Below are 22,555 nucleotides of genomic sequence, written 5' to 3' on the forward strand. Positions count from 1 at the left end.
ATTATAGAGAAAAACTGTGTAACTTATGCTTCCTGAATGCCTTTACTAAGAAAGATGATAAGGATATAATTTTATTATGAATAGACTTTATTTTGCGTTGATTTTAGCGCTTTTATTTTTCTCATGCGAGTCAATGGCAAACATAAGCGAGGATTTGTCCCCTGCGGAATTGATTCAACGCGCCCATGAAGCTATGGACAGGAACCGTTACAAAGTAGCAATACAGTATTATCAGGCTTTGCATGATCGCAATCAAAGTAATATAGACCTTATTATAACAGCGGAATATCATATCGCTTTTATCCATTATAAAGAAAAAAAATACGAACAAGCCAAAGAAGAGTTTAACGGTGTTCTTGCATATTATAATTCTCCCGATGAAGAATTACTTCCCAAGCATTTTAAGAAACTTTCACAAATAGTCATTAGCAATATTGAAGAAAAAGAAAAGCGTAAAAAATAAATTATTCCCCATTCCCTATCTATACTCAGGGAGCCAGTTTTTATGCGCTTCCAGCAATTCGTCAGTCATTTTGCGAATATCGTCTATTGAAAGTTCCGCTGCGGTGTGAGGATCAAGCATTGCGGCGTGGTAGATGTGTTCCCTTTTTTTTGTCACTGCGGCTTCAATGGCAATTAAATGGACATTGATGTGCGTCATATTCATCGCGGCAAGCTGGACGGGCAGTTTCCCGGCATGGCACGCCCTAATGCCTGAACCGTCTACAAGACAGGGAACTTCGACGCAGGCCTGCTGCGGCAAATTTTCGATACTTCCGCCTGAGTTTAACACATTTCCGCCGATTTTATACGGATTTCCCGTAACAATGGATTCCATTATATAAGATGCGTATTCGCGCGACCTATCGTGTTCAATAATCTCTTTCTTTGTAAGGTTTTCATATTCGGCTTTCCAGCCTTCAATCTGAGCTATACATCTGCGCGGATATTCATCTAACGGTATTTTAAAATCATCGATTAATTGCGGATATTTTGATTTGATGTAAAAAGGATTATATTCTGCGTTATGCTCGCTTGATTCGGTGCAGTAATAGCCAAGTTTATCAATGTAATCGTAACGTACCATATCGTTGTGTTTTTCGCCTGAGTTTTTTGCCTTAGCCCTCCGCCGTATTTCAGGATACAGATCAACGCCGTCTTTATCGCGGATATCCAAAAGCCATCCCATGTGGTTAATTCCCGCTATTAATTCGCGCCGCCCAGCGAGCTTGTCACTCATATTAAGCGATTCCAGCAAGTGCTGAGAACACACCTGCACGCTGTGGCAAAGACCGACAGTTTTCACGCCCGTATATCTCTGCATAAAACCGGTCAGCATAGCCATTGGATTGGTGTAATTGAGAAACCACGCATCCGGGCAAACTTTTTCCATAACGCGGGCAAATTGCTCTAAAACAGGAATTGTCCGAAGGGCGCGCATTATGCCGCCGATGCCTAGAGTGTCGCCTATCGTTTGGCGCAACCCGTATTTCTTAGGGATTTCAAAATCAGCGATTGTGGCGGGATCATAACCGCCAACTTGAATAGCGTTCACGGCAAAAGAAGCGCCCTTTAAAGCTTTTTCAAGGTTTTCAATACCCGCGTAACAGGAAATTTTTGAATACCCGCCCTTACCTTTATTTATGGCGGACAAAATACGCTCGCTTTCTTTCAGTCTTTGAGCGTCAATATCGTACAAAGCGATTTCACATTCGCGCAAAGCCTCGCTTGACATGCTATCGCCCAACACATTACGGACAAAAATAGTGCTGCCCGCGCCTAAAAAAGTAATTTTCAACATGGCATCTCCTTAAACAATTTTACCACAAATGCAAAAAAACGCACAGATGATTAACACGGCTTTTTTTCATTGACTTTTTAAAAAATTTTGTTAATGATTATAAAAGATGAATGTCTTGAAAAGAATTAAAGCAATGATTTATGAGATTCGCGGGTATCAGGTCATGCTGGACGCGGACTTGGCAAAAATTTATCAGGTGTAAACCAAGGTATTGAATCAAGCGGTTAAGCGTAATATAAACCGTTTTCCACCGGAATTTATGTTTCAATTGACAGAGGAAGAATATGAGTTTTTGAGGTCACAATTTGTGACCTCAAAAGACGGTCGCGGCGGACGAAGATATTTGCCTTTTGCTTTTACGGAACATGGCGTAATAATGCTATCTTCCGTTTTGAACAGTAAAATTGCCACACAAGTAAATATTTCCGTTGTAAAAGCTTTTATTGAAATGCGGCGTTATATTGCTAAACCTGTACGTGAAAAATTAGACTATTTAGAAAAAATACTGATACTGCATATAGACGACACAAAACACAATTTTTCAAAACATGCGGAAATTATTAACGAAATTATTACCAAATTGAGTAATCTGATCGAAACCCCGCCAAAACCAAAACGGAGAATAGGTTTTAGTCCTGATTAAAAACTTCAACCCTGTTTCTGCCAAGTTCTTTAGCTTTACGCAGGGCGGCATCCGCAGTTTCTTCAAACTTTTCCATTGTATTCGCGTGTGCGGGGGCAATTGCTATGCCAATGCTTGTCCTTGTGCCGATTGTCACGGTATCGGTTGCGCCGGGAGCGGAAGGAACTTTAACTTGGTTGTCTTCAATATGTTTTCTAATTTTTTCGGCAACCGTAGCCGCGTCTTTCTTATCGGTATCGGGAAGAAGAATCGCAAACTCGTCTCCTGAAAGCCGCGCCGGAATATCACCAGGCCGCAGACAATCGCGGATTATCTGGGCGCATGACGTAATTATTATATCGCCCGCTTTGGGGCCATAACGGTCATTTATGCCGTGTATCTTGTCAAGATCCATCATTAACAGGGACATAATGCGTAAATTCATAAATGAATTATTAAAACGTTCCTTGATGGATTCTTCAAGGAAACGGCGGTTGTACAACCCTGTCATTTCGTCAGTGATTGCCCTTCTGCGCGCGTTTTCGCCCCACCGGATTAAATCGTTGTAGGACTTTGACGACTGGCTTAACCATTGATTTTGTACGGTACCGATAGTTCTGAGTATTTTATAGCCAATTATCGGGTAATCGGTAATTATTCTGAAAAAATCAACCGTGTTCAGCATCAATACAACGGAATCATCTTTTGCGCTTATTGTCGCAGAGCGCGGTTCATGCGCAATTATCGACATCTCACCGAAAAAATCACAAGGTTTTATGTCAAATAACCACCTTTGATTCCCGTCTGATTGGGCGCCAAACGCGCTTAATAAACCTGACAAAAGGATAAACATATCTTCACCTTTGTCGCCTTCCCTGAAAATAACGTCGTCTTTTTTCGCGTATACCACTTTCAATAATTTAGCGACGGTACTATATTCATTTTCATCAAATCCGGAAAAAAGCGGTATGCCGGTTAATGAAACGTCAAGTGATACGGACAGAAATGGTAATGTTTTTTCGCTCATATTATTTTCGCTCATGTTTTTGCCGCCTCTTTTGAATAATGAACTACCCTGTTGCCGCCGTCTTTCCAATTGTCCAAAAGAGAGCTGTAATTTCCGTTAAAAAACGTTTCCCAATCAGCTCCGTCTTCCGGCCAGACGGCCCATGATATTGTAGCGGAAAAATTAAATTCGGGAATATCATCTTGAGGGGGGACTGAGTCCATGTCGTTAATAAATTCATACAATTCAAGGGCTATTTCTTCCGCTTGTGCAGTTCCGCAGTTATTAATAATAAGTCCGACTTCATTGCTTTTAAAACGAAGCGCCCAGCCATGCCCGATTTGCCTTGTAATGTTTTTAAGTATAATCGCTATTCTGATCATAGCCTCGTCTCCCGCGCTGTGCCCCCTTGAATCAACCAATGTTTTAAACCTGTCAGGTTTAAGCATGATCAATGCCGCAGAACCATTCAGCGCGTTTATAATTTCATCTTTAATAAGTATCTGTTTCCAAAGCCCCGTTCCCGCGTCTTCGTAAGCCCGCCTGTGAAGTTCCTGTACCCACGACATATTATTCAAAATTAGTTTATACGTCGATTTTATGCGCCCCGTCATCATAATAATGGCGTTTAGAAGAATACTGCAAACGGATTGAGTATCTTCCTGCGCGAGAGATTCTAATGTTAAACCGGCATTCGGAAAGACGATAAGAGCGGAATCCATCGCGGCTTCGGCATAAGCGTCATATTCGGCCCCGCGCGCGAAGTCAAAGTCGCCGATTGTATCACCTGCTGTAAAATGCGCCATTTCTTCTTCACTGCCGTCGTCTCTTTTATTAAATACGCGGATTTCCCCGCTTGTTAAAATATAAAACTGAGAGGCTTTTTCTCCTGAAGAGAACAAAAGTGCGCTTTTGGAAAGATGAAGCCAAGCTGAATGTGAGATTACAAAGTCAATCTCTTTTTGCTCGAGGCTGGAAAACAATTCAACTTTTTTTATCAATTCAGGATCGATTTTAACTGCGTCCATTATTGAATTATGACATATTTCCAAAAAAAAGTCGAGTGGTCTAAATAGCAATAATGAAGAATATACAAAAAAACTCTAGCCCTTTGCCTGCTCCTGAACCAGTTTATTCCCCATCTCGCGTAATAGGTACTTTTGTATCTTTCCGCTTGATGTAAGGGGGTAATTGTCCACAAAAAACACATATTTGGGTATTTTATACCTGCCTATTTTATCCCTGCAATAGTCGCGCACGTCTTCCACGTTCATTTTTACGTCATGGTGAAGAATGACAAAAGCGGCGACTTCTTCGCCGTATTTTTCACTGGTAACCCCGACTACCTGCACGTCCTTGACGCCCGGCATTGTGTACAAAAAGTCCTCCACTTCTTTGGGAGAAATGTTCTCTCCTCCCCGGATTATCATGTCTTTTAAACGGCCTGTCACCTTAAAGTTGCCATTCTCGTCTTTTACGCCCCTGTCGCCCGAATGAAGCCAGCCGTTTTTGTCGATACATTGGTCGGTCGCCTCCGGCAGTTTGTAGTAACCTTTCATTGAATTGTAGCCACGGCAACAGAACTCCCCATGCACGCCATCGGGACATTCTTCGCCGGTTTCAGGGTCGCGGATTGTAACTTCCACGCCGGGCAGGGCGCGGCCTACGGTTTCCACTTTCACGATAATGTCGTCATCGTAGCGCGTCTGGGTCATAACGGGCGATGATTCAGTCAGCCCGTAACAGATAGTGACTTCCTTCATGTACATAAGATCAATTACCTGGCGCATCGCTTCAATCGGACAGGGGGAACCCGCCATAATGCCGGTGCGCAGGCTGGAAAGATCAAACATCTTGAACATGGGATGATTAAGCTCCGCGATGAACATTGTCGGCACCCCATAAACGGCGGTGCATTTTTCCTTTTGAATTGTAGCAAGCACAAGCAGGGGATCGAACCACTCTATCATAGCGGCTGTGGAGCCGTGCGTCAGTATCGCCATCATCCCAAGCACAAGACCGAAACAGTGGAACAGCGGCACGGGAAGGCATACAATGTCTTTTTCAGTAAGGCGCTGGTTGTCGCCGATGCCAAGCCCGTTGTTAAGAATGTTTCTGTGGGTTAGCATTACGCCCTTTGGGAAACCCGTAGTACCCGACGTATACTGCATATTTACAACATCGTTGGTATCAAGCGTTTTTTCAATTTCGCTTAACAACGCCGAATCGGTATGCTGGCCTAACAGCAAAACTTCGCTTGAAGTGAACATCCCCCTGTGTTTTTGCTGGCCAATATGCACGACATATTTTAAGAACGGGAATCTGGGAGAATTAATCTGCCCTCTTTGCGTCGTTTTAAGTTCCGGCACAAGATCGTTTACCATTCCTATATAATCGGAATCGCGCCAGCCGTTTGTAAGGCACAGGCATACCATGTCGGATTGTTTCAGCACATATTCCAATTCATGGGTTTTGTAGCCGGTATTTACGGTAACAAGAACGGCGCCAATTCTAGCGCAAGCGAAAAGCACGGTGTTCCAATCAGGCACGTTTGTAGCCCAAATGCCAACGTTGTCGCCTTTTTTTACGCCGATGGAGAGCAGTCCCTTCGCGAAGTCGTCCACTCTTTTATCAAATTCCGCGTAAGTAAAACGGAGGTTGCGGTCAGAATAGACAAGAAAATCGTGATCCGGATGCGCGGCGGCTTTATCTTTTAAAACTTGAGTGAGAGTCTTTTCTATAAATTCCATAATGGAGCCCTCTTAAGCCGGCGTATAAATTACAGCCAGTATTTTTACCGCCTTGTTATCTGCGGAATAAACGCAATGAGGCACGATAGAATCGTAATAAACGGAATCCCCCGCGTTTAAGGTATCTTTTCCAGTGCCGTATTCAAACGCCATTTTCCCATCCATTACATAGATAAATTCTTCGCCCTCGTGGGATGATTTTTCCTGATGCGCGTCAGCTTCGATTGTTACGATAAACGGCTCCATGTGACGTCCGCTTTTATCAGCGGCAAGCGCGTTAAAGTTAAGACCGTGATGTTCGTCCGCCGCAGCTCCTTCAGGCAAACCTGTTTTAAAACGGCTTGAGGAAGCGGCTTCCCCAACTCTGCAAATAACAGGACCAAGTTTTTCATGGTCGTCAAGAAGCGTGCCTAGGCGAACGCCCAGCCCCCTGGAAATTTTAATTAACGGCGCAAGGTCTGGAATATGCCCGTCATCTTCAATTCTTGAGATCAGTTCTACTGATACGCCGCTGCGTTCGGCAAGGTCTTCCCTGCTGACTTGATAAGTTTTGCGTATTTCGGCGATACGCTCGCCCGGTGTATGTGTTTCCATATTGACATATTATTTTTTTTTATCGTCTTTTGCAAGGTAGCGGACGCTATTTATATTCCCAGAGCTTTTTTAAAATTGACGACAATTTCGTCTATCATCGGGCTTGCGTCTATGTCTAAAAGCAGTCCTTTTTTACGATAGTAATCGATTAACGGGGCGGTCTGGGAGCGGTAAACTTCAAGGCGCTTTTGAACGGCTTCCGGTTTGTCATCGTCGCGGATGTACACTTCTCCGCCGCAGTAATCGCAAACTCCTTCTTTTTTTGGCTTGTTAAAAACCGCGTGAAAATTGTATCCGCATTTTCTGCATACCCTCCGCCCTCCAAGACGCTCAAGCACGCCCGAATCGGGAATGTCAAAATTGATAACCTTGTCTACTTTTGAAAAATCGGCTAACGCCTCAGCCTGCGGAATTGTCCGGGGGAAGCCGTCCAATATATACCCTTTTTTTACATCGTCCTTGGTAAAACGCTCTTTAACAAGCGCGATTGTAGTTTCATCGTCTACAAGTTTTCCCGAATCAATGACGGATTTAACTTTTAGGCCAAGCGGAGTCCCGTCCGCTATCGCAGCGCGAAAAATTGAACCGGTGCTTATCTGGGGTATCCCAAGCATCTCCACGACTCTTACTGCCAAAGTTCCCTTACCCGCGCCGGGAGGGCCTAAAAAAATCAAATTCATAATTTACTCCTTGTTTATATCAGGAACACCCTGTGGTACTGCCGCAAGTATCGCACTTCATACAGGTTCCGTTTCTAACCAAAGTAAACGAACCGCATGAAGAGCAGGGGTCTCCCTCATAGCCCTTTATGCGCGCCTGCACGATTTTTATTACTTCGTTTTCCTGCGGATAAGAACCTTCCATTACCGCGACTTGCGCCTGAGGCTGGGCCGTAGCTGGCGAAAACGCGGATAATCCCTTGGGGGCGTTTCCCAAATTGCCCTGCGGCTGTTGTTTTACGGGCTTAACCGCCGGAACCGTAACGCTGTTTGGCCTGAAACCGGCGCTGTTTTTTTCGCCGCGTCCTTTTTGATCCGGCGTTTCTGTTTCGCTTTTCATTGCTGTGGCTACAAGGTCTTCTGGCTTTACCTGCCCCAAGTCACTGCGTTTAAGATAGCTAATCGCCAAATCGCGGAAAACATAATCAATTACGCTTGTCGCCATCTTTACATAATCATGCCCCTGCACCAAGCCGTTTGGCTCAAATCTGCTGAACGTGAACGCGTCTACATATTCTTCCAAGGGTACGCCGTATTGCAGTCCAAGAGAAACGGTAATGGCAAAACTATTCAACAAGCTTCTGAAAGCGGCGCCTTCCTTGTGCATGTCAAGAAAAATTTCTCCAAGACTGCCGTCTTCATATTCGCCGGTTCTGATAAAAATCGAGTGTCCGCCGATTTTCGCTTTTTGAGTGTATCCCATTCTGCGGTTCGGCAAAGACTTGCGAAGCCCCCGCAGGTTCGCAGTTTTTCTTTTATCAGGAGCCGACGCGGGAAGCTCCAGTCCTTTTTCAACTTTAAGGATAGTGTCAGCTAACGGATCGGTTCCCGGGGCGAAAGTGTTAAGCGGCTGTGAAAGCTTGGAACCGTCCCTGTAAAGGGCGACGGCTTTTAGCGCGTTTTTCCACGAGAGCATATACGCGCCTTTTACGTCGTCGTAATTGGCGGAATTGGGCATATTTATGGTTTTGGAAATCGCTCCGGAAATGAAGGGCTGTACCGCCGCCATCATGCCGATATGGGCTGTCCATGATATGGAGCGTTTTCCCTTCCTGCCGGAAGGAGCCGCCGTGTCAAAAACGGCGTAATGATCTTTTTTAAGGCCGGGAGCGCCCTCAAGACCCATTGTGCCGCAGGCGAACAATTCCGCGTCTTCAATATCCTGAGAGCTGAAACCGAGGTGTTTAAGAAGACTGAACCCTTGAAGCGACCATGTGGATTCAGGGATATTAAGGGTTTCCTCGACAAACGATTTGCCAAGTATATACGGATTAAAAACGCCGTCAAGATTAAGAGCAGTTTTTACCGCGTCTTCAATTGCGGCAAGGGCTTCATTTGTAAAACCTTTTGCTTTAAGAGTTTCATGGTTTATCGCGGGAGCGCCTTTTAACGTTTTTCTGCCGGTGGCGTAGGCGACAATTTCTTCGATAGCCTGAGGCGAATAGCCTAAATTTTCAAGGGCGGGAGGCACTGATTGATTGATAATCTTAAAATAGCCGCCGCCGGCGAGTTTTTTAAATTTAACAAGCGCGAAATCAGGCTCAATTCCCGTGGTGTCGCAATCCATTAAAAGGCCTATTGTGCCGGTGGGCGCGATTGCGGTAACCTGCGCGTTGCGGTACCCGTGAGCTTTGCCCAATTCAAGCGCCCTATCCCATGCGGATTTTGCCGCGTTCAAAAGATAAGCCGGGCAATGGGCGGGATCTATTCCCCTGGGAATCGTGTGAAGCCCCTCATACTCGCCGTCAACGGCGTTGTTGGCCGCCCGCCTGTGGTTGCGTATAACGCGCAACATATTTTCCGCATTTTCACCGTAACGCGCGAACGAGCCGTGCTCCTGTGCCATGCGGGCGGATTGCGCGTATGCTTCGCCTGAAAGAAGCGCGGAAAGCGCCGCCGCTACCGAGCGCCCCTGATCTGAATCGTAGGCAAGCCCCATAATCATAAGGAGCGTTCCAAGGTTGGCATAACCTAAGCCCAGCGTACGGTATTGATAGGAAAGCTCCGCAATACGCGAAGACGGAAACTGCGCCATTACTACGGAGATTTCAAGAACAGTAGTCCAGATGTCAATCGCGTGAAGGTATCCGTCAACATTAAATTCCTTTTTTCTTTTATCGTATAACGCGGCAAGGTTTATTGACGCGAGGTTGCAGGCGGTATCGTCAAGAAACATGTATTCCGAACACGGATTTGAAGCGCGTATCTCGCCGCCTGCGGGACATGTGTGCCAGTCGTTAATAGTAGTGTGGTATTGAAGGCCGGGGTCGGCGCACTGCCAGCTTGTCTTCGCTATATCCGACCAAAGTTTTCGCGCCTTTACGATTTTAACCGTATCTCCCACCGTTCTGCTTTTTAACTGCCAATCTTCGTCATTTAATACCGCTTTCATAAAATCATCGCTAAGGCGCAGACTGTTATTAGAACTCTGCCCGGAAACGGTATTATAAGCCTCATCGTCCCAAGATGTGGAGTACTGGGAAACATCGACCTCTTCATCGCCCTGCTCAAGTCGGCGCAACTGCTGGTACAGGTAGGACGGCGGTATTTTATCACCTAACGCCGCTCTTAAAACCATCGCAAGCTCATGGTTTTTCTCGGTGTTAAATTTATCGTCTTCAGGCCCCCTAAAACCAGACAAAGCCCTCTTAATCGCATCGATATGTTTTTTCAGTATCAAAGACCCCGTTACCATGGAAGCGACTTTATGCTCCTCCGCCGCTTTCCAATTTATGTACTTTTCTACGTCGGGATGGTCAACATCGAGCGTAACCATCTTGGCGGCGCGTCTGGTCGTGCCTCCCGACTTAATTGCCGACGCCGACCTGTCGCCGATTTTTAAGAACGACAAAAGCCCCGATGAAACCCCGCCGCCTGAAAGAATTTCGTTCACTCCCCTGATGCGGGAAAAATTAGAACCCGTTCCCGAACCGTACTTAAACAATCTGGCTTCACGGGTCATAAGATCCATGATGCCGCCCTCATTTACAAGATTGTCGTCTATAGAGAGGATAAAACAGGCGTGGGGCTGTGGGCGTTTATAGGCGCTTTCAGACTTAACAACTTTTCCCTGCGCGGGATCAAAATAGTAATGCCCCTGCGCCGGGCCGTCGATCCCGTACACGGAATACAAACCGGTATTGAACCATTGCGGACTGTTAGGCGCGGCATATTGATGGGCAAGCATATAACAGGTTTCATCATAAAAGGCCTTTTCGTCTTCCTGACTTTCAAAGTATTTGTTCTGCCTGCCCCACTCAAGCCATGTGTAGGCAAGGCGGTGAAAAACCTGACGAGCGTCATGTTCCGCGCCGTCTTCTGGCAGGGTATTTCCCGGATCCTCGGAATTATTTCCCGTTTTTGCCCATTTCTTCCATTCATAGATTTTATTCTTTGGGACTCCTGCTTTACGGAAGTATTTTTGCGCGATAATATCTGCGGCAATTTGACTCCAGAACGCCGGCACAATTACAGTGTCCTCGGAAAAAATCGGTTTGCCATTCGGGTTTCTAATCTCGCTCTTGCGCCGTTCCCAAACAATATCAAAATACGGACCGCTTTCGCAGTCAGTGAAAAAACGTTGAATTTTCATCCCCAAATCCTTTTTATATCAAGCGCGGCATGACCACACAGATAGCGTTGTTTTTTTTGAGTATACACCATATAAAGCGGTGTGGCAAGATAAAAGAAATAAATTTTATTTTTTATGCGCAAGCGTGAAAAATTCTGTCATTTATCGCGTTTCCAAGCCCCTCTTGAGGTGCTAATTGCGCAAATATTCTTAATATTTTACCATTGTCCATCTCATGAAGAGTATCAAAAAAGCGCGATGCCGCTTCCAAAATCTGCCCTGTCTCGGAAAGAACCCTAATAACAGCCGATTTTGGCGGTTTTTGGGCGGAAATCCAAGTCTCCCTAGCTGACCCGTCAAAAAAAATGAATCCGCTATCTTTTTCATACGCAATTTTTTCAATATCTTCCATATTAAATGCGACAAGCGACGCATTAGGAGCGTAATGGCTTTTTAACTGCCCGGGAGAGGCAAGACCTTTGGAAACATCCGTAACAGGAGAGCCGTCCTCAACCGCTCCTATCAATTTTTCAATTGCCTCTTTCGGCGTGCCGCCCGGCCTGAGTATTTTTACGCATGACGGATGGGAACCTTCGCCGCAACGGGATTCACCAGTACCGCCCGTTATGTCGATCACGGTAGATTCAAGCCCGATACGGGTGGGGCCACCGTCGAGGATCATATCTACCCTATCGCCAAGTTTATCGCGCACATGTTCCGCTCTTGTAGGGCTTAATGAGCCGAACGGGTTGGCGCTAGGAGCCGCCACCGCTCCCGAAGAAAGCGCAATAAGTTCTCGCGCCACATCATGATCGGGAAAACGGATAGCTGCGGTTTCCAATCCAGCGGTGGCAATTCCGGGTATTTTTTTATTTTTAGGCAAAACAATGGAAAGCGGTCCCGGCCAAAGATTCTCCGCCAGCAAAAAAAGTTTTTGCCGTGTTTCTTTACTTAATACTGAAAAATCCGCCGCCTTTTCAAGAGCGTCAAGCGCGGCAATGTGAATAATGAGCGGATCAAAATGAGGCCGGTTTTTTACCTCAAAAATTTTCGCGATAGCCGAGGCGTTAAAAGCGTCCGCTCCAAGCCCGTAGACCGTCTCAGTAGGAAACGCGACAAGCCCCCCATCACGCAGAATTTGCGCCGCTTTTTGGAGAGAGTCATCTGAAACTGAAAAAAAATTCATATTAATAAAGAATACAATAATTACCGGAATACCGACAAGCGGAAAAAAGTTAAAAAAATTAATTTTCGGTCAAGCGCCATACATCTGCACGCCATATATAAGTAACAACAAAATTGTTGTTAAGGAGAGTAAATGAAAAATCAAAATCCTACCCAGTACGAGTGGGGACCCTTCCCTTTCGAGGGCGGGACGCAAGTCTTTGACATCCGCCACGACCCGGTATTCAAAGCCGTATTCACCAGAGACACAGCAAAATCTAGAGCCGCGCTATCCGATCTGATCTCGGCGCTTATAGGCAGCGTTATCAAGGTGGACACAATCACCGCCAACGAACCGCCCGTCAGCGACCTGCGGCAGCGGTATCTGCGTTTCGACATCGCCTGCAAAACCAAAAAAGGCGAGCCGATAAACGTGGAAATGTCTTTTAACCCAAAAGCAAATGAACTTGTGCGTCTTGAGTACCACGCCGCGAGATTATTCGCAGGACAGGAGCTTCACGGAAAAGGAAAAAATTATATCGATTTGAAAAAAACGTATCAAATCGCCATTCTAGCAAAGAAAAAATTTTTTCCCGACAAAGACCTTATACACGAATTTTTCTATTATGATCCCAAAACCCAAATCTCTCTTGGCGGAAAAACCAAAATAATAACCGTTGAACTGGAAAAGACGAAACCCATAGCCGAAAAACCGATTGAAAAGATGACAACTGCGGAACTATGGGCTGTGTTTTTTGAATATTTGACAGATTCCGAAAAAAGGGCTAAAATTGTTGATATAATAAATAGAGAGGAGGGCATAGCGATGGCGGTAAAAACCATGAAAGGCTTCACGCAGAAAGAATTAGACTACATACGCGAATCGTATCGGATAAAATGCGATATGGACTATCAAGACGAAGTGGTAACCGTCCAGCGTAAAGCCCGTAAAAATGGCCACAGAGAAGGCCGTAAAAGAGGCCGCGAAGAAGAAAAACTAATAATCGCGAAAAATTTGCTTGCAAAAGGTTCTTCCTTTAAATTTGTTCATGAAATTACAGGACTCTCTTTAGAGAAAATTAAAGATTTAAAACAGAGATAATCAATAAAGAGGAGGGCATAGCGATGGCGGTAAAAACAATGAAAGGCTTCACGCAAAGGAAATTGGATTATATACGCGAGTCATATCGCATAAAATGCGACATGGACTATCAGGACGAATTGGTGACTGCCTAGCGTAAAGCCCGTAAAAAAGAAAAGCTTAAAAATGCCCGAAAAATGAAAGCTGACAATATGCCTGTGTCTCAAATAAGTAAGTATACCGGGCTATCCTCGGAGATAATTGCCAAAATATGATATAAAAAAGTTCCCTTTGAATGGCTTAGAATACGGCCAGCGAACAAAAAACTTTTTCCCTCTTCCCTTATTCCATCTTCCAATTGCCGTCACTCAACAGATACTTGCCGGATTTTTTACCATTAGAGGAATAGAATGCGTCAAAATTCTTTGCGGTCGTATACAGGACTTTTCCGCTAACGTCGGTATAAACTATATTGCCCCTGATCCGTCCGTCTGACGGGCGAGCGTCAAAAACCTTGCTGCCCAAAGTCTTTAGGGAAGCTGGAATTGTAACGCTTGTTATAAAATTATTGTAAAACGCGCCGTCCCTTATTGTTGTTACTCCGCTGCCAATCACTATCGAGGTAAATTTATTGCCGGAAAAAGCGCCCTCCCCTATCGTTGTAACGCTTGCGGGAATATCAATTGTTTTAATTTTATTGTTAAAAAACGCATAATCATCAATTACCGTCACGGAGGCGGGCAAGGTAACGGCTTCCAGCATATTGTTGGAAAAAGCCCCCTTGCCGATGACGCTAATTTTTGAACCCAATGTTACAGTAGCCAGCTTATTACCGCTAAACGCTCCCCTGCCGATAGTAGTAACATTATTCCCTATTGTTACAGTTTCCAGACTGTTAAAAGAAAACGAGCCGTCCCCGATAACGGTTACAGAATCGGGAATAGTAACCTCTTTTAACCCCTTCCCGATAAAAGCGCCATTGCTTATTATGGTAACTTTTTTGCCGTCAATGGTTTCGGGAATTGACAGGGAATCCGCCCTGCCCGTAGAACCGATAATTGTAAGGCCGGAACTGTTATCTTCCACCTTTATTTGCAGTCCGCTGTCGGCAAAAACAACTGCGGTGAGGAATAAAAACAGTAAAAAAAGCGCTTTTTTCATCATATTAATTATAATGCCGAGCTTAATGGCAATTCAAGGGGATTTTTATCACGATTTTTACCACGAACCACACGAACTTTTTGCACATATCTTGTCGTTGTTCGTGTTGGTTCGTGTGGTTCGTGGTAGAAATTCGAAAAATTTTAGGTTGAATTATCTTTGAAACTACGCTGTTTTTGGGTTGAATTTTCTATAAAAGTATGCTATTTTTGGGTAAGGAAAAATGGAAACAAAGTATTTAAAACGAAATATCGATGAAATACTCCTCTCATGGAGTCGGGAAAAACAGCCTGACAGGAAACCTTTACTCTTGCGGGGGGCAAGACAAGTAGGAAAGTCCTCCGCTATAAAACAATTAGGGACGCATTTTAAAAATTTTATCGAGATAAACTTTGATGAAAACAAAGAGGTAAGAAGTTTTTTTGAAACCTCTCTTTCCCCTCAGGAAATCTGTGAACAACTTGCGCTTTATTACCATACGCCGATAATTCCGGGAGAAACTCTGCTTTTCTTTGATGAGATTCAAAGTTGCCAATCTGCATTGGCAAAACTTTGCTATTTTTATGAAAAGTATGCCGAACTTCATATAGCCGCCGCCGGATCTCTTCTGGAATTTGCCCTTGAAGAAATACCGTCATTTGGCGTGGGACGCATTCGTTCCCTTTTTATGTATCCTTTTGGGTTTGATGAATTTTTAACCGCCTTAAATGAAGAAGACCTCTGCGAAGCTATTAAGACCGCTTCTCCTGAAAAACCGCTTGCCGAACCCATTCATCAGCAGGTTGTGGGCAGATTTAAACTATTTTTACTTTGCGGAGGAATGCCTGAAGCCGTTTCACAATATGCGCGGAAACGGGATTTGCTTAGCGGCGAACTTGTTTTGAATGATCTAATAACCGTGTTAAAAACAGACTTTGCCAAATACCATAAACGCATCCCGCTTCTGCTTCTTAATAAAGTTTTTGAATCTGTAATGCATCAAACTGAAGGAAAGTTTGTATATGAACGAGCCGCCCCCGGCAGTCCAAGTGCGGCGGTCAAGCAAGCGCTTGAACTCCTTATTATGGCGGGGCTTGTTCATCCTGTTACTCATACCGCCGCTAACGGCATTCCCCTTGGCGCCGAAGCAAACAGGAAATACCGCCGGATTATTCCCTGCGATACCGGTCTCTTTTTGCATACCCTCGGCCTCCGTTCTGAAATATTGCCCGCCAATGATTTTTCAGCCGTTAATCGCGGTTCTTTGGCGGAAATTTTTACAGGGCTTGAATTATTAAAAGCCTCTTCCTGTTTTGCCTTACAGGAATTATTCTACTGGCAGAGATCTGCCAGCCCCGGTTCTTCACAGGGTAAGGCCCAAGTTGATTTTGTCGTTCAGAAAGGTTCCAGCATTATTCCCATAGAAGTTAAATCGGGAACTCAAGGCAGTATGCAAAGCCTCCGTCTTTTTATGAAAGAAAAGCATATTAATAGGGGCATACGGACATCTTTGGAAAATTTCGGACGTTATGAGAATATTGACATTTATCCGTTATATGCAATTGGGAATATTGTAAGGAAGTAAACTCCTTAACAATCCAAAAACTTCACACTAAGAATTTCACACTAAGAACGCTAAGAAAGAGAAGAACACAAAGGAAGAGGAAGCCGTAAGTTTATTTAGCGAGTTCATGGTAAAAAAAATTTCCAAAAAAACTACATTTTTCAGTCAAGCAAAACGCCACCTTCGCACCCATATAGGGATATCAACTTTTGATATAAACATTGTTTCCGGGAGTAAACTATGCCGACGGTAAAAAAGAAAATGAACATGGAAGAAAACATGGATTCAGACTCAGCGCGTATCTCATGGCACCCCGCTTTTGTGGAAGCCCTGCAAATGGAACTTCATGAGTATCAGGACATTCTGGAATTTCATCCCGAATACCAGCTCACTTCCGAGCCTTTGCGGATAGACTGCCTTGTCATAAAAAAAGCGAAAAACGCGATTATTAAAAAGAACATCGCCGTCATATTCAGGGAGTGGAATCTTCTGGAATACAAAAGCCCTGGGGATTATGTGTCTGTAGCCGATTTCTACAAAGTTTACGGTTATGCCTGCCTTTACGCGTCGTTTAACAAGGTGCCCATAACCAGTCTGACGGTTTCTTTTGTAGAAAGCCGTTACCCCAAAAAACTGCTGAAACATTTAAAATATGAGCGTGGTTATAATGTTGCGGAAACTGGTTTAGGGATATATACTGTAAGCGGGGACATATTACCCATACAGGTAATTGACAGCAGCAGGCTTTCTGCGGAAGAGAACCTGTGGTTAAAAAGCCTGAGCAATAAACTGGGGTATGATGAGTTTTCGTGGGTAAGTGATGAAATAGAACGGCAAGGAAAAGCGGCGCGGTTAGGCGCATATTTTTATGTAATAGCCGGAGTAAATGATGCGGCTTTGAAGGAGAAAATAAAAATGAAAAATAGGTTTGATCAAGTGATTGAAGAAACAGGCTTGGCTGCCAAATGGGAAGAACGAAAATCGTTCAGTATTGCGCAAAACATGGTTAAACTGGGGCTTCCTATTGAAACAGTTATATTGGCTACTCAGCTTGATCCTGAAAAGGTAAAAACATTGTATCAGGAAAAAGTGGTTAGTGGAAAGAGCTAATGGAAAAACACGCCAAGGAGATAATGAGTATGCTGACGACAAAATGGAATTGGGATACAGCGAAGGAAGTGGCTAGTGGTTAGTAGTTAGTGATTAGCAGATAGTTTGTTTTTAGTAAGCTAAGAGTAATTGCAACAAGTTTTTGTTCGCTTCTTGTTCGTACGCAATGGCGGAGGTGTCCAAAAGAAAAATTTCTACCACGACCCACATTCACCTGACCACTCTGGAGTGGTCAGGCAGGCCACCACGAACTTTTTGCACATATCTTGTCGTTGTTCGTGTTGGCTCGTGGTAAAAATTCTTCCCCTCTTTCTTCGTGTGAGAACCCTCCCGTAACCCACACAAAAAAGCCGCCCAAACGGACGGCTTTCTTTATTTACTGTTTGCTCAATCTTAGTTAGTAGCGTTCACAGCGCCAGGCACTCCATTTCTGGTAGCGCCATTAAAGTCCGTTGATGGGAAGCCAGCAGGAGTCGTAGTTATGAAGTTTTTCAAAGTGGTTGAAGGCTCGAAAGTGGTTACATTAAACGGAACGGTTGTAAGACTACTCAAAGAACCAGTGCCAAGTCTTTGGTCACCCTCTGCAGACGTCCAACCGCATTGAGTTTTTCCGGTTCCATCCTCTTTATCAACCACATTGTAGCCGCGTGAATATACCTTCGCGGAAGCAACAGCAGTACTTTGGTCAACTATAGGTCCCCAATCGGTGGCTGTATTTCCATAGAACAGGTTCCCTGTTAGGAAAAGACTTCCACCGCCTACAAAAATCGCTCCGCCCCACTTTGTGGCTGTGTTATTGTAGAATGTGCATCCTCTCACCGTAGTAGATAGGGACTTGCTTGTTGTATAAATAGCGCCGCCATAGTTTGCCCGATTGTCGTTGAAGATACAGGATGTTACAGTGAGAGTTCCAATATTATAAATAGCGCCGCCTAAACCAAAGCTGGCATTTAATTCTCTGCCGCCCTTAAAATGAACACGATTAATACTTACCGTCTTGCCTTCCTTTATTTCAAAGAATGAACCGCTAATATTATCCGGCCATGTACTGTCCCGTGTGATAACCGCGCTGCCACCTTCAATAATAATGTTTTTAGTTATATCTATGCATGATTTCAATGAAATGGTTTTATTTCCTGATAGATTAAGTGTTATTGTATCTCCATCTTGCGCGGCCGCAATAGCAGCGCGTAATGATCCCTCGCCGGCATCGGCATTACTAGTTATATTTGATGATGATGATGACGATGATGAGATTGTGTACTCTTGGAAAAGTTCATCACTATAAACGTTATCTTTTACAGCAATAGCTCTTAGTGTAGTAGTAGAGCTTATCAAAATTGGGGATGAGTATGTAGTACCGTTAATTGGGTCACCTGCATTTGTGCCTGTAGTATATTTGATGGTCGCGCCTGATGTTGTTGTACTAAGGGTTACAGATTGCCCTTCGGTGTAAATTCCTCCGGGCGGGTATGCCGAAGGTATTGCCGTAGAGTCACTTTGATCAACAGTTGCACCAATCTGGTAGTATTTTCCATTCTTTAAGGGAGCATTTTGTGAGCTTGAGATGGTCAATTCTTCACCGTCAGGGTCAAATGCAAATGTGGCTTGTCCGTTCGGTTGATTGTTCCTTGCTAACTTAAACGTAAAGACATTCTGCGCTCCTCTCTCATACGTATACGTTTCGCCGCCTGACAACACTTTCTGGCCGCTTTGAAATTCAAAAGACGGTCTAGGCTCTGAAGCTTGCAAGGCTTCTTTTGTGTACCATTTTCCAAGAAGCTGTTCTTCTGTAATCTGATCATCACAACTTGTCAGCATTACTCCAAATACAACTGTGAATACCAGAATAATTAACGGTATTCCCACCCACACTTTTCTACTTTTCATTCTTTCCTCCTAATTTTCCGCCCTCAGGCGGCGGCAGTCTTTGACCGCCATAAATAATTGATTTTATTAACCCTAATATATCTTAATAATCATTTTTTTTCAATATATTTTCGCGGTTTTTTCCCCAAAAGAAGAGGGGAATAGGTGGTTTTTGTACGAGGGCTTAACTTGAAATTTCACGATAAGATAGCGGACAAAACCTTTCCCTCCTTTGTGTTCTTTGCGCACTAGCGGTTGCCCAAAGGCAACCTTGCTTTTATTACAGACGGCGACCTTTATTGGTGCTACGCTGTGCAGCATTTTTCATCTACACGGCTATGCCGTGCGTTTATTTAGCGTCTTTGTGATCTTTGTGTGAATCTTATGGCAAAAAAAGAGTAAACCAAGTCGCTTATTTATGAGCTGGTATCTCAGTCTTCTTCATCATCAACCAAACCTTCCGCCTCCGCCAACTCGCGCAATTCGCGGAGTTTGCTTGTAAGCAGCGTTTTCTCCGGTAAATGCGTCTGGTAATTAGCTATCATTGCCGGCGACATACTGCGTCTAAGCGCATACTCTACAACAGCATTGTCTTTCTTTGAACATAAAATTAAGCCAACACTTGGATTTTCATTCTGCTTTTTTACGTCACTATCAAGGGCTTCAAGGTAAAATTCAAGTTGTCCTAAATGCTCCGGCTTAAAATGCCCTATTTTTAACTCAATTGCAACCAAACAGGAAAGCTCACGGTTATAAAATAACAGGTCTATGTTGAAATCCGTATTACCGACTTGCACACGATATTCTTCGCCGATAAACGAGAAGTTTTTCCCGAATTCAAGTATAAAATCCCGTAAATTAGCAATAATTGCCTTGCGCAGTTCTTTTTCATTATGGCGTTCAGGAACATCAAGAAACTCCAGTACATAACTATCACGCAATGCGGTCAATCCGGCATTTCGAGACAGAAACAATTGATTTTTTTCGTTGGAAATCATCGTCCGCTCATATAGACCACTGTCAATCTGACGTTCCAGTTCGCGTTTGGAGTAGTTATTCTTCGCAGAAAGCAACAAATAAAATTCCCGCTCCTCATCGGATTTAGCCGCCATCATAATAATGATATTGTTCGTCCAGCTAGTTTCTCTCACCATTGGTGAGAGTTTTTCGTTTCCGGCATAGGTTTCATAGAATTGCTTCATTCGCCAGATATTTTGAGGCGAAAAGCCTTTTATGCCCTTAAAGTGAGATTGGATAAACCGTGAAAACTCCTGAACGACCGATTTTCCCCAGTTGGCAATGGTAACTTTTTCATTAATAAAACGCCCGATTTCCCAATACATAGAGATTAATTCATGGTTTATCGCACGAAAGGCGTTTTCACGGGCATGTTCTATAATTGAGATAACTTCCTCAAATGATACAACGGTTTCACTTTTTTCTGTCGGCATAGTTTACTCCCGAAAACAAGGTTTTATATCAAAAATTGATATATCCTATATGGGTGCGAGGTAGCGGTTTTGCTTGACTGTTTTTAAAAATTTTTTGAAAAAATTTCTCACAAAAAGGGAATTTTTTCCAAAGAGACTCACACAAAGAACACCAAGATACAAAGATCACGAAGAAAAAAAAGCCGCCCAAACGGACGGCTTTCTTAATTTGCTGTTTACTCTCTTACTTCAAAGCACCCGGCGCTCCAGGCCAATTTCTGGTATGACCGTTAAAGTCTGTGGTTGGGAAGCCTTGAATGGCCGTCGAAGGCATAACACCCTCCAGAGCAGAACCAATAGGAGGCGCAAGAGTGTCTGTATTAAACGGTGTATCGTTGATACCTAATGCCGAGAGCAACTTGTCAGTTGTTTGCCCCCCCGTCCAACTGCCTGAACTGTATTGTACCAGCGCGACATCAGATACATTGTAACCGCCTGAAGTTACAGTCCCGCCTTCGCGGAATACCGCAGGTCCTTTGTTGGCGGGAGCGGTGTTTCCACAGAACAGATTTCCAGTCAGGGTAAGAGTTCCGGCGTTAATATATATCGCTCCGCCGCTAACTGTGGCTGTGTTAGTGTAGAATGTGCAGCCATTCACCTTCGTAGAGTTTTCTGTGTTAGAAATAGCGCCGCCTTTTCCTGTAGTATTTAAAGTAAAGATACAGGATTCTAAAGTGAGGGTTCCTCTATTATAAATAGCGGCGCCTGCGCCACCTGAGCTATTATCTTTGCCGCTTTTAAAATGAACACGGCTAATAGTTACAATTGGCGCAGAAGTATTGCTTTGAATTTGTAATAATGATTTACCTGTATTCGGATAGGTACCGCTCGGTTTAATAATTACGCCGTTTCCTAAAATGGTTACGTTTTTGGTAATGTCTATCTGAGTATTCAATTCAATTATTGTTACTGATGAACCAATTTCGATTATACCCCCAGCAGGCGTGCTACCTATCAAATTACGTAATGTTCCCGTGCCGGAATCTGCGTTACTGGTAACCGTATTTGACGCTGTAAAGACATAGGTTGCGGTAAGTGTATTGCTTGAAACGCTATCTTTGATTGCTATGGCTTTTAGCGTTTTTGTGGCGGCTGTTGTTGAAGTAATAGAAACGGGCGTTGTGTAAGCAGTACTGCTTGCCGTTGGGGTAGTGCCATCAAGGGTGTAATAAATTGCCGCATCTGACGTTGTAGTTGCAAGGGTTACACTTACAGTATTAGAAGTGGTGTAACTTCCCCCAGGCGGATCTGCCGTAGGCGTTGCGACAGTAGTGGCTGACGGCGGATTAAAGGTAAATGTCTTGGTAAGTACACTGCTGAAAGAGCCATCTTTGGCTGCTATGGCTTGTAGCGTAACTGTGGTCCCTGTTGTTGGGGGGGTTATAATAAAGGGAACTGAGTACGGAGTACCGTTGATTACTGTTGGAGTAGTGTTATTTAGAGTGTAATAAATTATCGCCCCTGTTGTAGCGGTGGCAAGGGTTACAGTTGGAGTATCCGTGGTTAAATAAGTTCCCCCATCTGGATTTGCCGTAGGCGTTGCCACATCAATGTGCGGCGCGGCAAAAACAAAATTGGCAGTCATTACATCGCTGTCAATCATGTTAGGTTTAACGGCATAGGCCTTTAACACAATTGTCGCGTCTGTTTGTGAAGTTATGGAAATAAAGGAACCTGATACGTAAGAAGGACTGCTTGTAGTTGGGTCATTGCCGTTTGTAGTGTAATATATAGCCGCATCTGCTGTAGTGCAGCTAAGGGTTACACTCGCAGTTTGCCCGTTGATGTAATTTCCACCATTCGGAGTTGCCACAGGCATATCCAAAATTGTGTCTGCTCCTCCCCCTGTGCCTGGATCACTACTGCCGCTTGTAACTCTGGTGTAATCTCCTGCCAAAAGGAGATCAGCTCTTGTTGCAATATTCAATTTATTGGTATCGGTAATAGTATAATTTGTCTCTTTATACGGTCTACTATCGCTTTGATTTTGTTTAAGAGTAATTTTGGTTGCGGTTGTCTCATAATAATATATTTTTGTGCCTATTTTTAATTTATGGTCACTTGTAAATTCGAC

The 22,555-nt window shown here is 44.1% G+C and carries 18 protein-coding genes; 6 read left to right on the forward strand and 12 right to left on the reverse strand.

Translation table 11 applies throughout. The features are described from left to right. Positions 1-76 precede the first annotated feature (76 nt). Positions 77-463 (forward strand): outer membrane protein assembly factor BamD, encoded by a 387-nt coding sequence (locus ACYVRH_RS10285; RefSeq protein WP_461256818.1) that lies wholly within the window; start codon positions 77-79, stop codon positions 461-463. Positions 464-478: 15 nt separating this feature from the next. On the opposite strand, the gene melA is transcribed toward ACYVRH_RS10285, so the two are convergent. Continuing rightward, positions 479-1,801 carry an alpha-galactosidase gene (gene melA, locus ACYVRH_RS10290; protein WP_461256819.1) on the reverse strand — a complete coding sequence of 441 codons (1,323 nt, stop codon included), beginning with the start codon at positions 1,799-1,801 and terminating at the stop codon, positions 479-481. 106 nt (positions 1,802-1,907) lie between these two features. Here melA and ACYVRH_RS10295 point away from each other — a divergent pair, with 106 nt between their 5' ends. Together ACYVRH_RS10295 and ACYVRH_RS10300 are read left to right on the forward strand one after the other, a co-directional pair. Continuing rightward, positions 1,908-2,003, forward strand: coding sequence for an ORF6N domain-containing protein (locus ACYVRH_RS10295; RefSeq protein ID WP_461256820.1), 96 nt, complete (start codon positions 1,908-1,910; stop codon positions 2,001-2,003). Between the two features lie 9 nt (positions 2,004-2,012). Further along, positions 2,013-2,444, forward strand: a complete 432-nt coding sequence (locus ACYVRH_RS10300; RefSeq protein WP_461256821.1) for an ORF6N domain-containing protein — start codon at positions 2,013-2,015, stop codon at positions 2,442-2,444. Here the strand turns inward: ACYVRH_RS10300 and ACYVRH_RS10305 are convergent. The 7 genes from ACYVRH_RS10305 to ACYVRH_RS10335 form a co-directional block, all read right to left on the reverse strand. Beyond that, positions 2,431-3,465, reverse strand: a complete 1,035-nt coding sequence (locus ACYVRH_RS10305) for a diguanylate cyclase (RefSeq protein WP_461256822.1) — start codon at positions 3,463-3,465, stop codon at positions 2,431-2,433. The genes ACYVRH_RS10300 and ACYVRH_RS10305 overlap by 14 nt on opposite strands. Next, positions 3,462-4,457: a diguanylate cyclase domain-containing protein gene (locus ACYVRH_RS10310; protein WP_461256823.1), complete on the reverse strand. Its 996-nt coding sequence runs from the start codon at positions 4,455-4,457 to the stop codon at positions 3,462-3,464. Before ACYVRH_RS10310 ends, ACYVRH_RS10305 begins: the two co-directional genes overlap by 4 nt. Before the next feature lie 75 nt (positions 4,458-4,532). Further along, a complete protein-coding gene (locus ACYVRH_RS10315) occupies positions 4,533-6,179 on the reverse strand; it encodes an AMP-binding protein (protein WP_461256824.1) in 1,647 nt (548 codons plus the stop codon). Between the two features lie 12 nt (positions 6,180-6,191). Next, on the reverse strand, positions 6,192-6,773 hold the full coding sequence (locus ACYVRH_RS10320; protein ID WP_461256825.1) for a helix-turn-helix domain-containing protein: 582 nt from the start codon (positions 6,771-6,773) through the stop codon (positions 6,192-6,194). A gap of 50 nt (positions 6,774-6,823) precedes the next feature. Then, positions 6,824-7,453: an adenylate kinase gene (locus tag ACYVRH_RS10325; RefSeq protein ID WP_461256826.1), complete on the reverse strand. Its 630-nt coding sequence runs from the start codon at positions 7,451-7,453 to the stop codon at positions 6,824-6,826. A gap of 19 nt (positions 7,454-7,472) precedes the next feature. Then, a complete protein-coding gene (locus tag ACYVRH_RS10330; RefSeq protein WP_461256827.1) occupies positions 7,473-11,084 on the reverse strand; it encodes a vitamin B12-dependent ribonucleotide reductase in 3,612 nt (1,203 codons plus the stop codon). A 112-nt stretch (positions 11,085-11,196) separates the two neighbouring features. Continuing rightward, on the reverse strand, positions 11,197-12,249 hold the full coding sequence (locus tag ACYVRH_RS10335) for an L-threonylcarbamoyladenylate synthase (protein ID WP_461256828.1): 1,053 nt from the start codon (positions 12,247-12,249) through the stop codon (positions 11,197-11,199). A 132-nt stretch (positions 12,250-12,381) separates the two neighbouring features. Here ACYVRH_RS10335 and ACYVRH_RS10340 point away from each other — a divergent pair, with 132 nt between their 5' ends. Next, positions 12,382-13,329: an Rpn family recombination-promoting nuclease/putative transposase gene (locus ACYVRH_RS10340; protein ID WP_461256829.1), complete on the forward strand. Its 948-nt coding sequence runs from the start codon at positions 12,382-12,384 to the stop codon at positions 13,327-13,329. Positions 13,330-13,650: 321 nt separating this feature from the next. On the opposite strand, the gene ACYVRH_RS10345 is transcribed toward ACYVRH_RS10340, so the two are convergent. Further along, positions 13,651-14,472 carry a leucine-rich repeat domain-containing protein gene (locus ACYVRH_RS10345; protein ID WP_461256830.1) on the reverse strand — a complete coding sequence of 274 codons (822 nt, stop codon included), beginning with the start codon at positions 14,470-14,472 and terminating at the stop codon, positions 13,651-13,653. Positions 14,473-14,692: 220 nt separating this feature from the next. On the opposite strand from ACYVRH_RS10345, the gene ACYVRH_RS10350 reads away from it, so the two are divergent. Then, complete coding sequence (locus ACYVRH_RS10350) at positions 14,693-16,033, forward strand: ATP-binding protein (RefSeq protein WP_461256831.1); 1,341 nt, start codon at positions 14,693-14,695, stop codon at positions 16,031-16,033. Positions 16,034-16,252: 219 nt separating this feature from the next. Continuing rightward, entirely contained in the window at positions 16,253-17,122 is an 870-nt protein-coding gene (locus ACYVRH_RS10355; RefSeq protein WP_461256832.1) for a hypothetical protein, read from the forward strand. A 393-nt stretch (positions 17,123-17,515) separates the two neighbouring features. On the opposite strand, the gene ACYVRH_RS10360 is transcribed toward ACYVRH_RS10355, so the two are convergent. From ACYVRH_RS10360 to ACYVRH_RS10370, 3 genes are all read right to left on the reverse strand, one after another. Beyond that, a complete protein-coding gene (locus ACYVRH_RS10360) occupies positions 17,516-18,943 on the reverse strand; it encodes a chitobiase/beta-hexosaminidase C-terminal domain-containing protein (RefSeq protein WP_461256833.1) in 1,428 nt (475 codons plus the stop codon). 479 nt (positions 18,944-19,422) lie between these two features. Beyond that, complete coding sequence (locus ACYVRH_RS10365) at positions 19,423-20,442, reverse strand: PDDEXK nuclease domain-containing protein (RefSeq protein WP_461256834.1); 1,020 nt, start codon at positions 20,440-20,442, stop codon at positions 19,423-19,425. Positions 20,443-20,665: 223 nt separating this feature from the next. Continuing rightward, a partial coding sequence (locus tag ACYVRH_RS10370) for a chitobiase/beta-hexosaminidase C-terminal domain-containing protein (protein WP_461256835.1) occupies positions 20,666-22,555 on the reverse strand: 1,890 nt, incomplete at its 5' end.

It is taken from the genome of Treponema sp. R80B11-R83G3 (assembly GCF_054786115.1).

Excerpts from the sequence above, each read along its gene's own strand:
- ACYVRH_RS10285 (WP_461256818.1), top strand. The coding sequence starts at position 77 with ATGAATAGACTTTATTTTGCGTTGATTTTAGCGCTTTTATTTTTCTCA.
- melA (WP_461256819.1), bottom strand. The coding sequence starts at position 1,801 with ATGTTGAAAATTACTTTTTTAGGCGCGGGCAGCACTATTTTTGTCCGT.
- ACYVRH_RS10295 (WP_461256820.1), top strand. The coding sequence starts at position 1,908 with ATGAATGTCTTGAAAAGAATTAAAGCAATGATTTATGAGATTCGCGGG.
- ACYVRH_RS10305 (WP_461256822.1), bottom strand. The coding sequence starts at position 3,465 with ATGAGCGAAAATAATATGAGCGAAAAAACATTACCATTTCTGTCCGTA.
- ACYVRH_RS10310 (WP_461256823.1), bottom strand. The coding sequence starts at position 4,457 with ATGGACGCAGTTAAAATCGATCCTGAATTGATAAAAAAAGTTGAATTG.
- ACYVRH_RS10315 (WP_461256824.1), bottom strand. The coding sequence starts at position 6,179 with ATGGAATTTATAGAAAAGACTCTCACTCAAGTTTTAAAAGATAAAGCC.
- ACYVRH_RS10320 (WP_461256825.1), bottom strand. The coding sequence starts at position 6,773 with ATGGAAACACATACACCGGGCGAGCGTATCGCCGAAATACGCAAAACT.
- ACYVRH_RS10325 (WP_461256826.1), bottom strand. The coding sequence starts at position 7,453 with ATGAATTTGATTTTTTTAGGCCCTCCCGGCGCGGGTAAGGGAACTTTG.
- ACYVRH_RS10330 (WP_461256827.1), bottom strand. The coding sequence starts at position 11,084 with ATGAAAATTCAACGTTTTTTCACTGACTGCGAAAGCGGTCCGTATTTT.
- ACYVRH_RS10335 (WP_461256828.1), bottom strand. The coding sequence starts at position 12,249 with ATGAATTTTTTTTCAGTTTCAGATGACTCTCTCCAAAAAGCGGCGCAA.
- ACYVRH_RS10340 (WP_461256829.1), top strand. The coding sequence starts at position 12,382 with ATGAAAAATCAAAATCCTACCCAGTACGAGTGGGGACCCTTCCCTTTC.
- ACYVRH_RS10345 (WP_461256830.1), bottom strand. The coding sequence starts at position 14,472 with ATGATGAAAAAAGCGCTTTTTTTACTGTTTTTATTCCTCACCGCAGTT.
- ACYVRH_RS10350 (WP_461256831.1), top strand. The coding sequence starts at position 14,693 with ATGGAAACAAAGTATTTAAAACGAAATATCGATGAAATACTCCTCTCA.
- ACYVRH_RS10355 (WP_461256832.1), top strand. The coding sequence starts at position 16,253 with ATGCCGACGGTAAAAAAGAAAATGAACATGGAAGAAAACATGGATTCA.
- ACYVRH_RS10360 (WP_461256833.1), bottom strand. The coding sequence starts at position 18,943 with ATGCTGACAAGTTGTGATGATCAGATTACAGAAGAACAGCTTCTTGGA.
- ACYVRH_RS10365 (WP_461256834.1), bottom strand. The coding sequence starts at position 20,442 with ATGCCGACAGAAAAAAGTGAAACCGTTGTATCATTTGAGGAAGTTATC.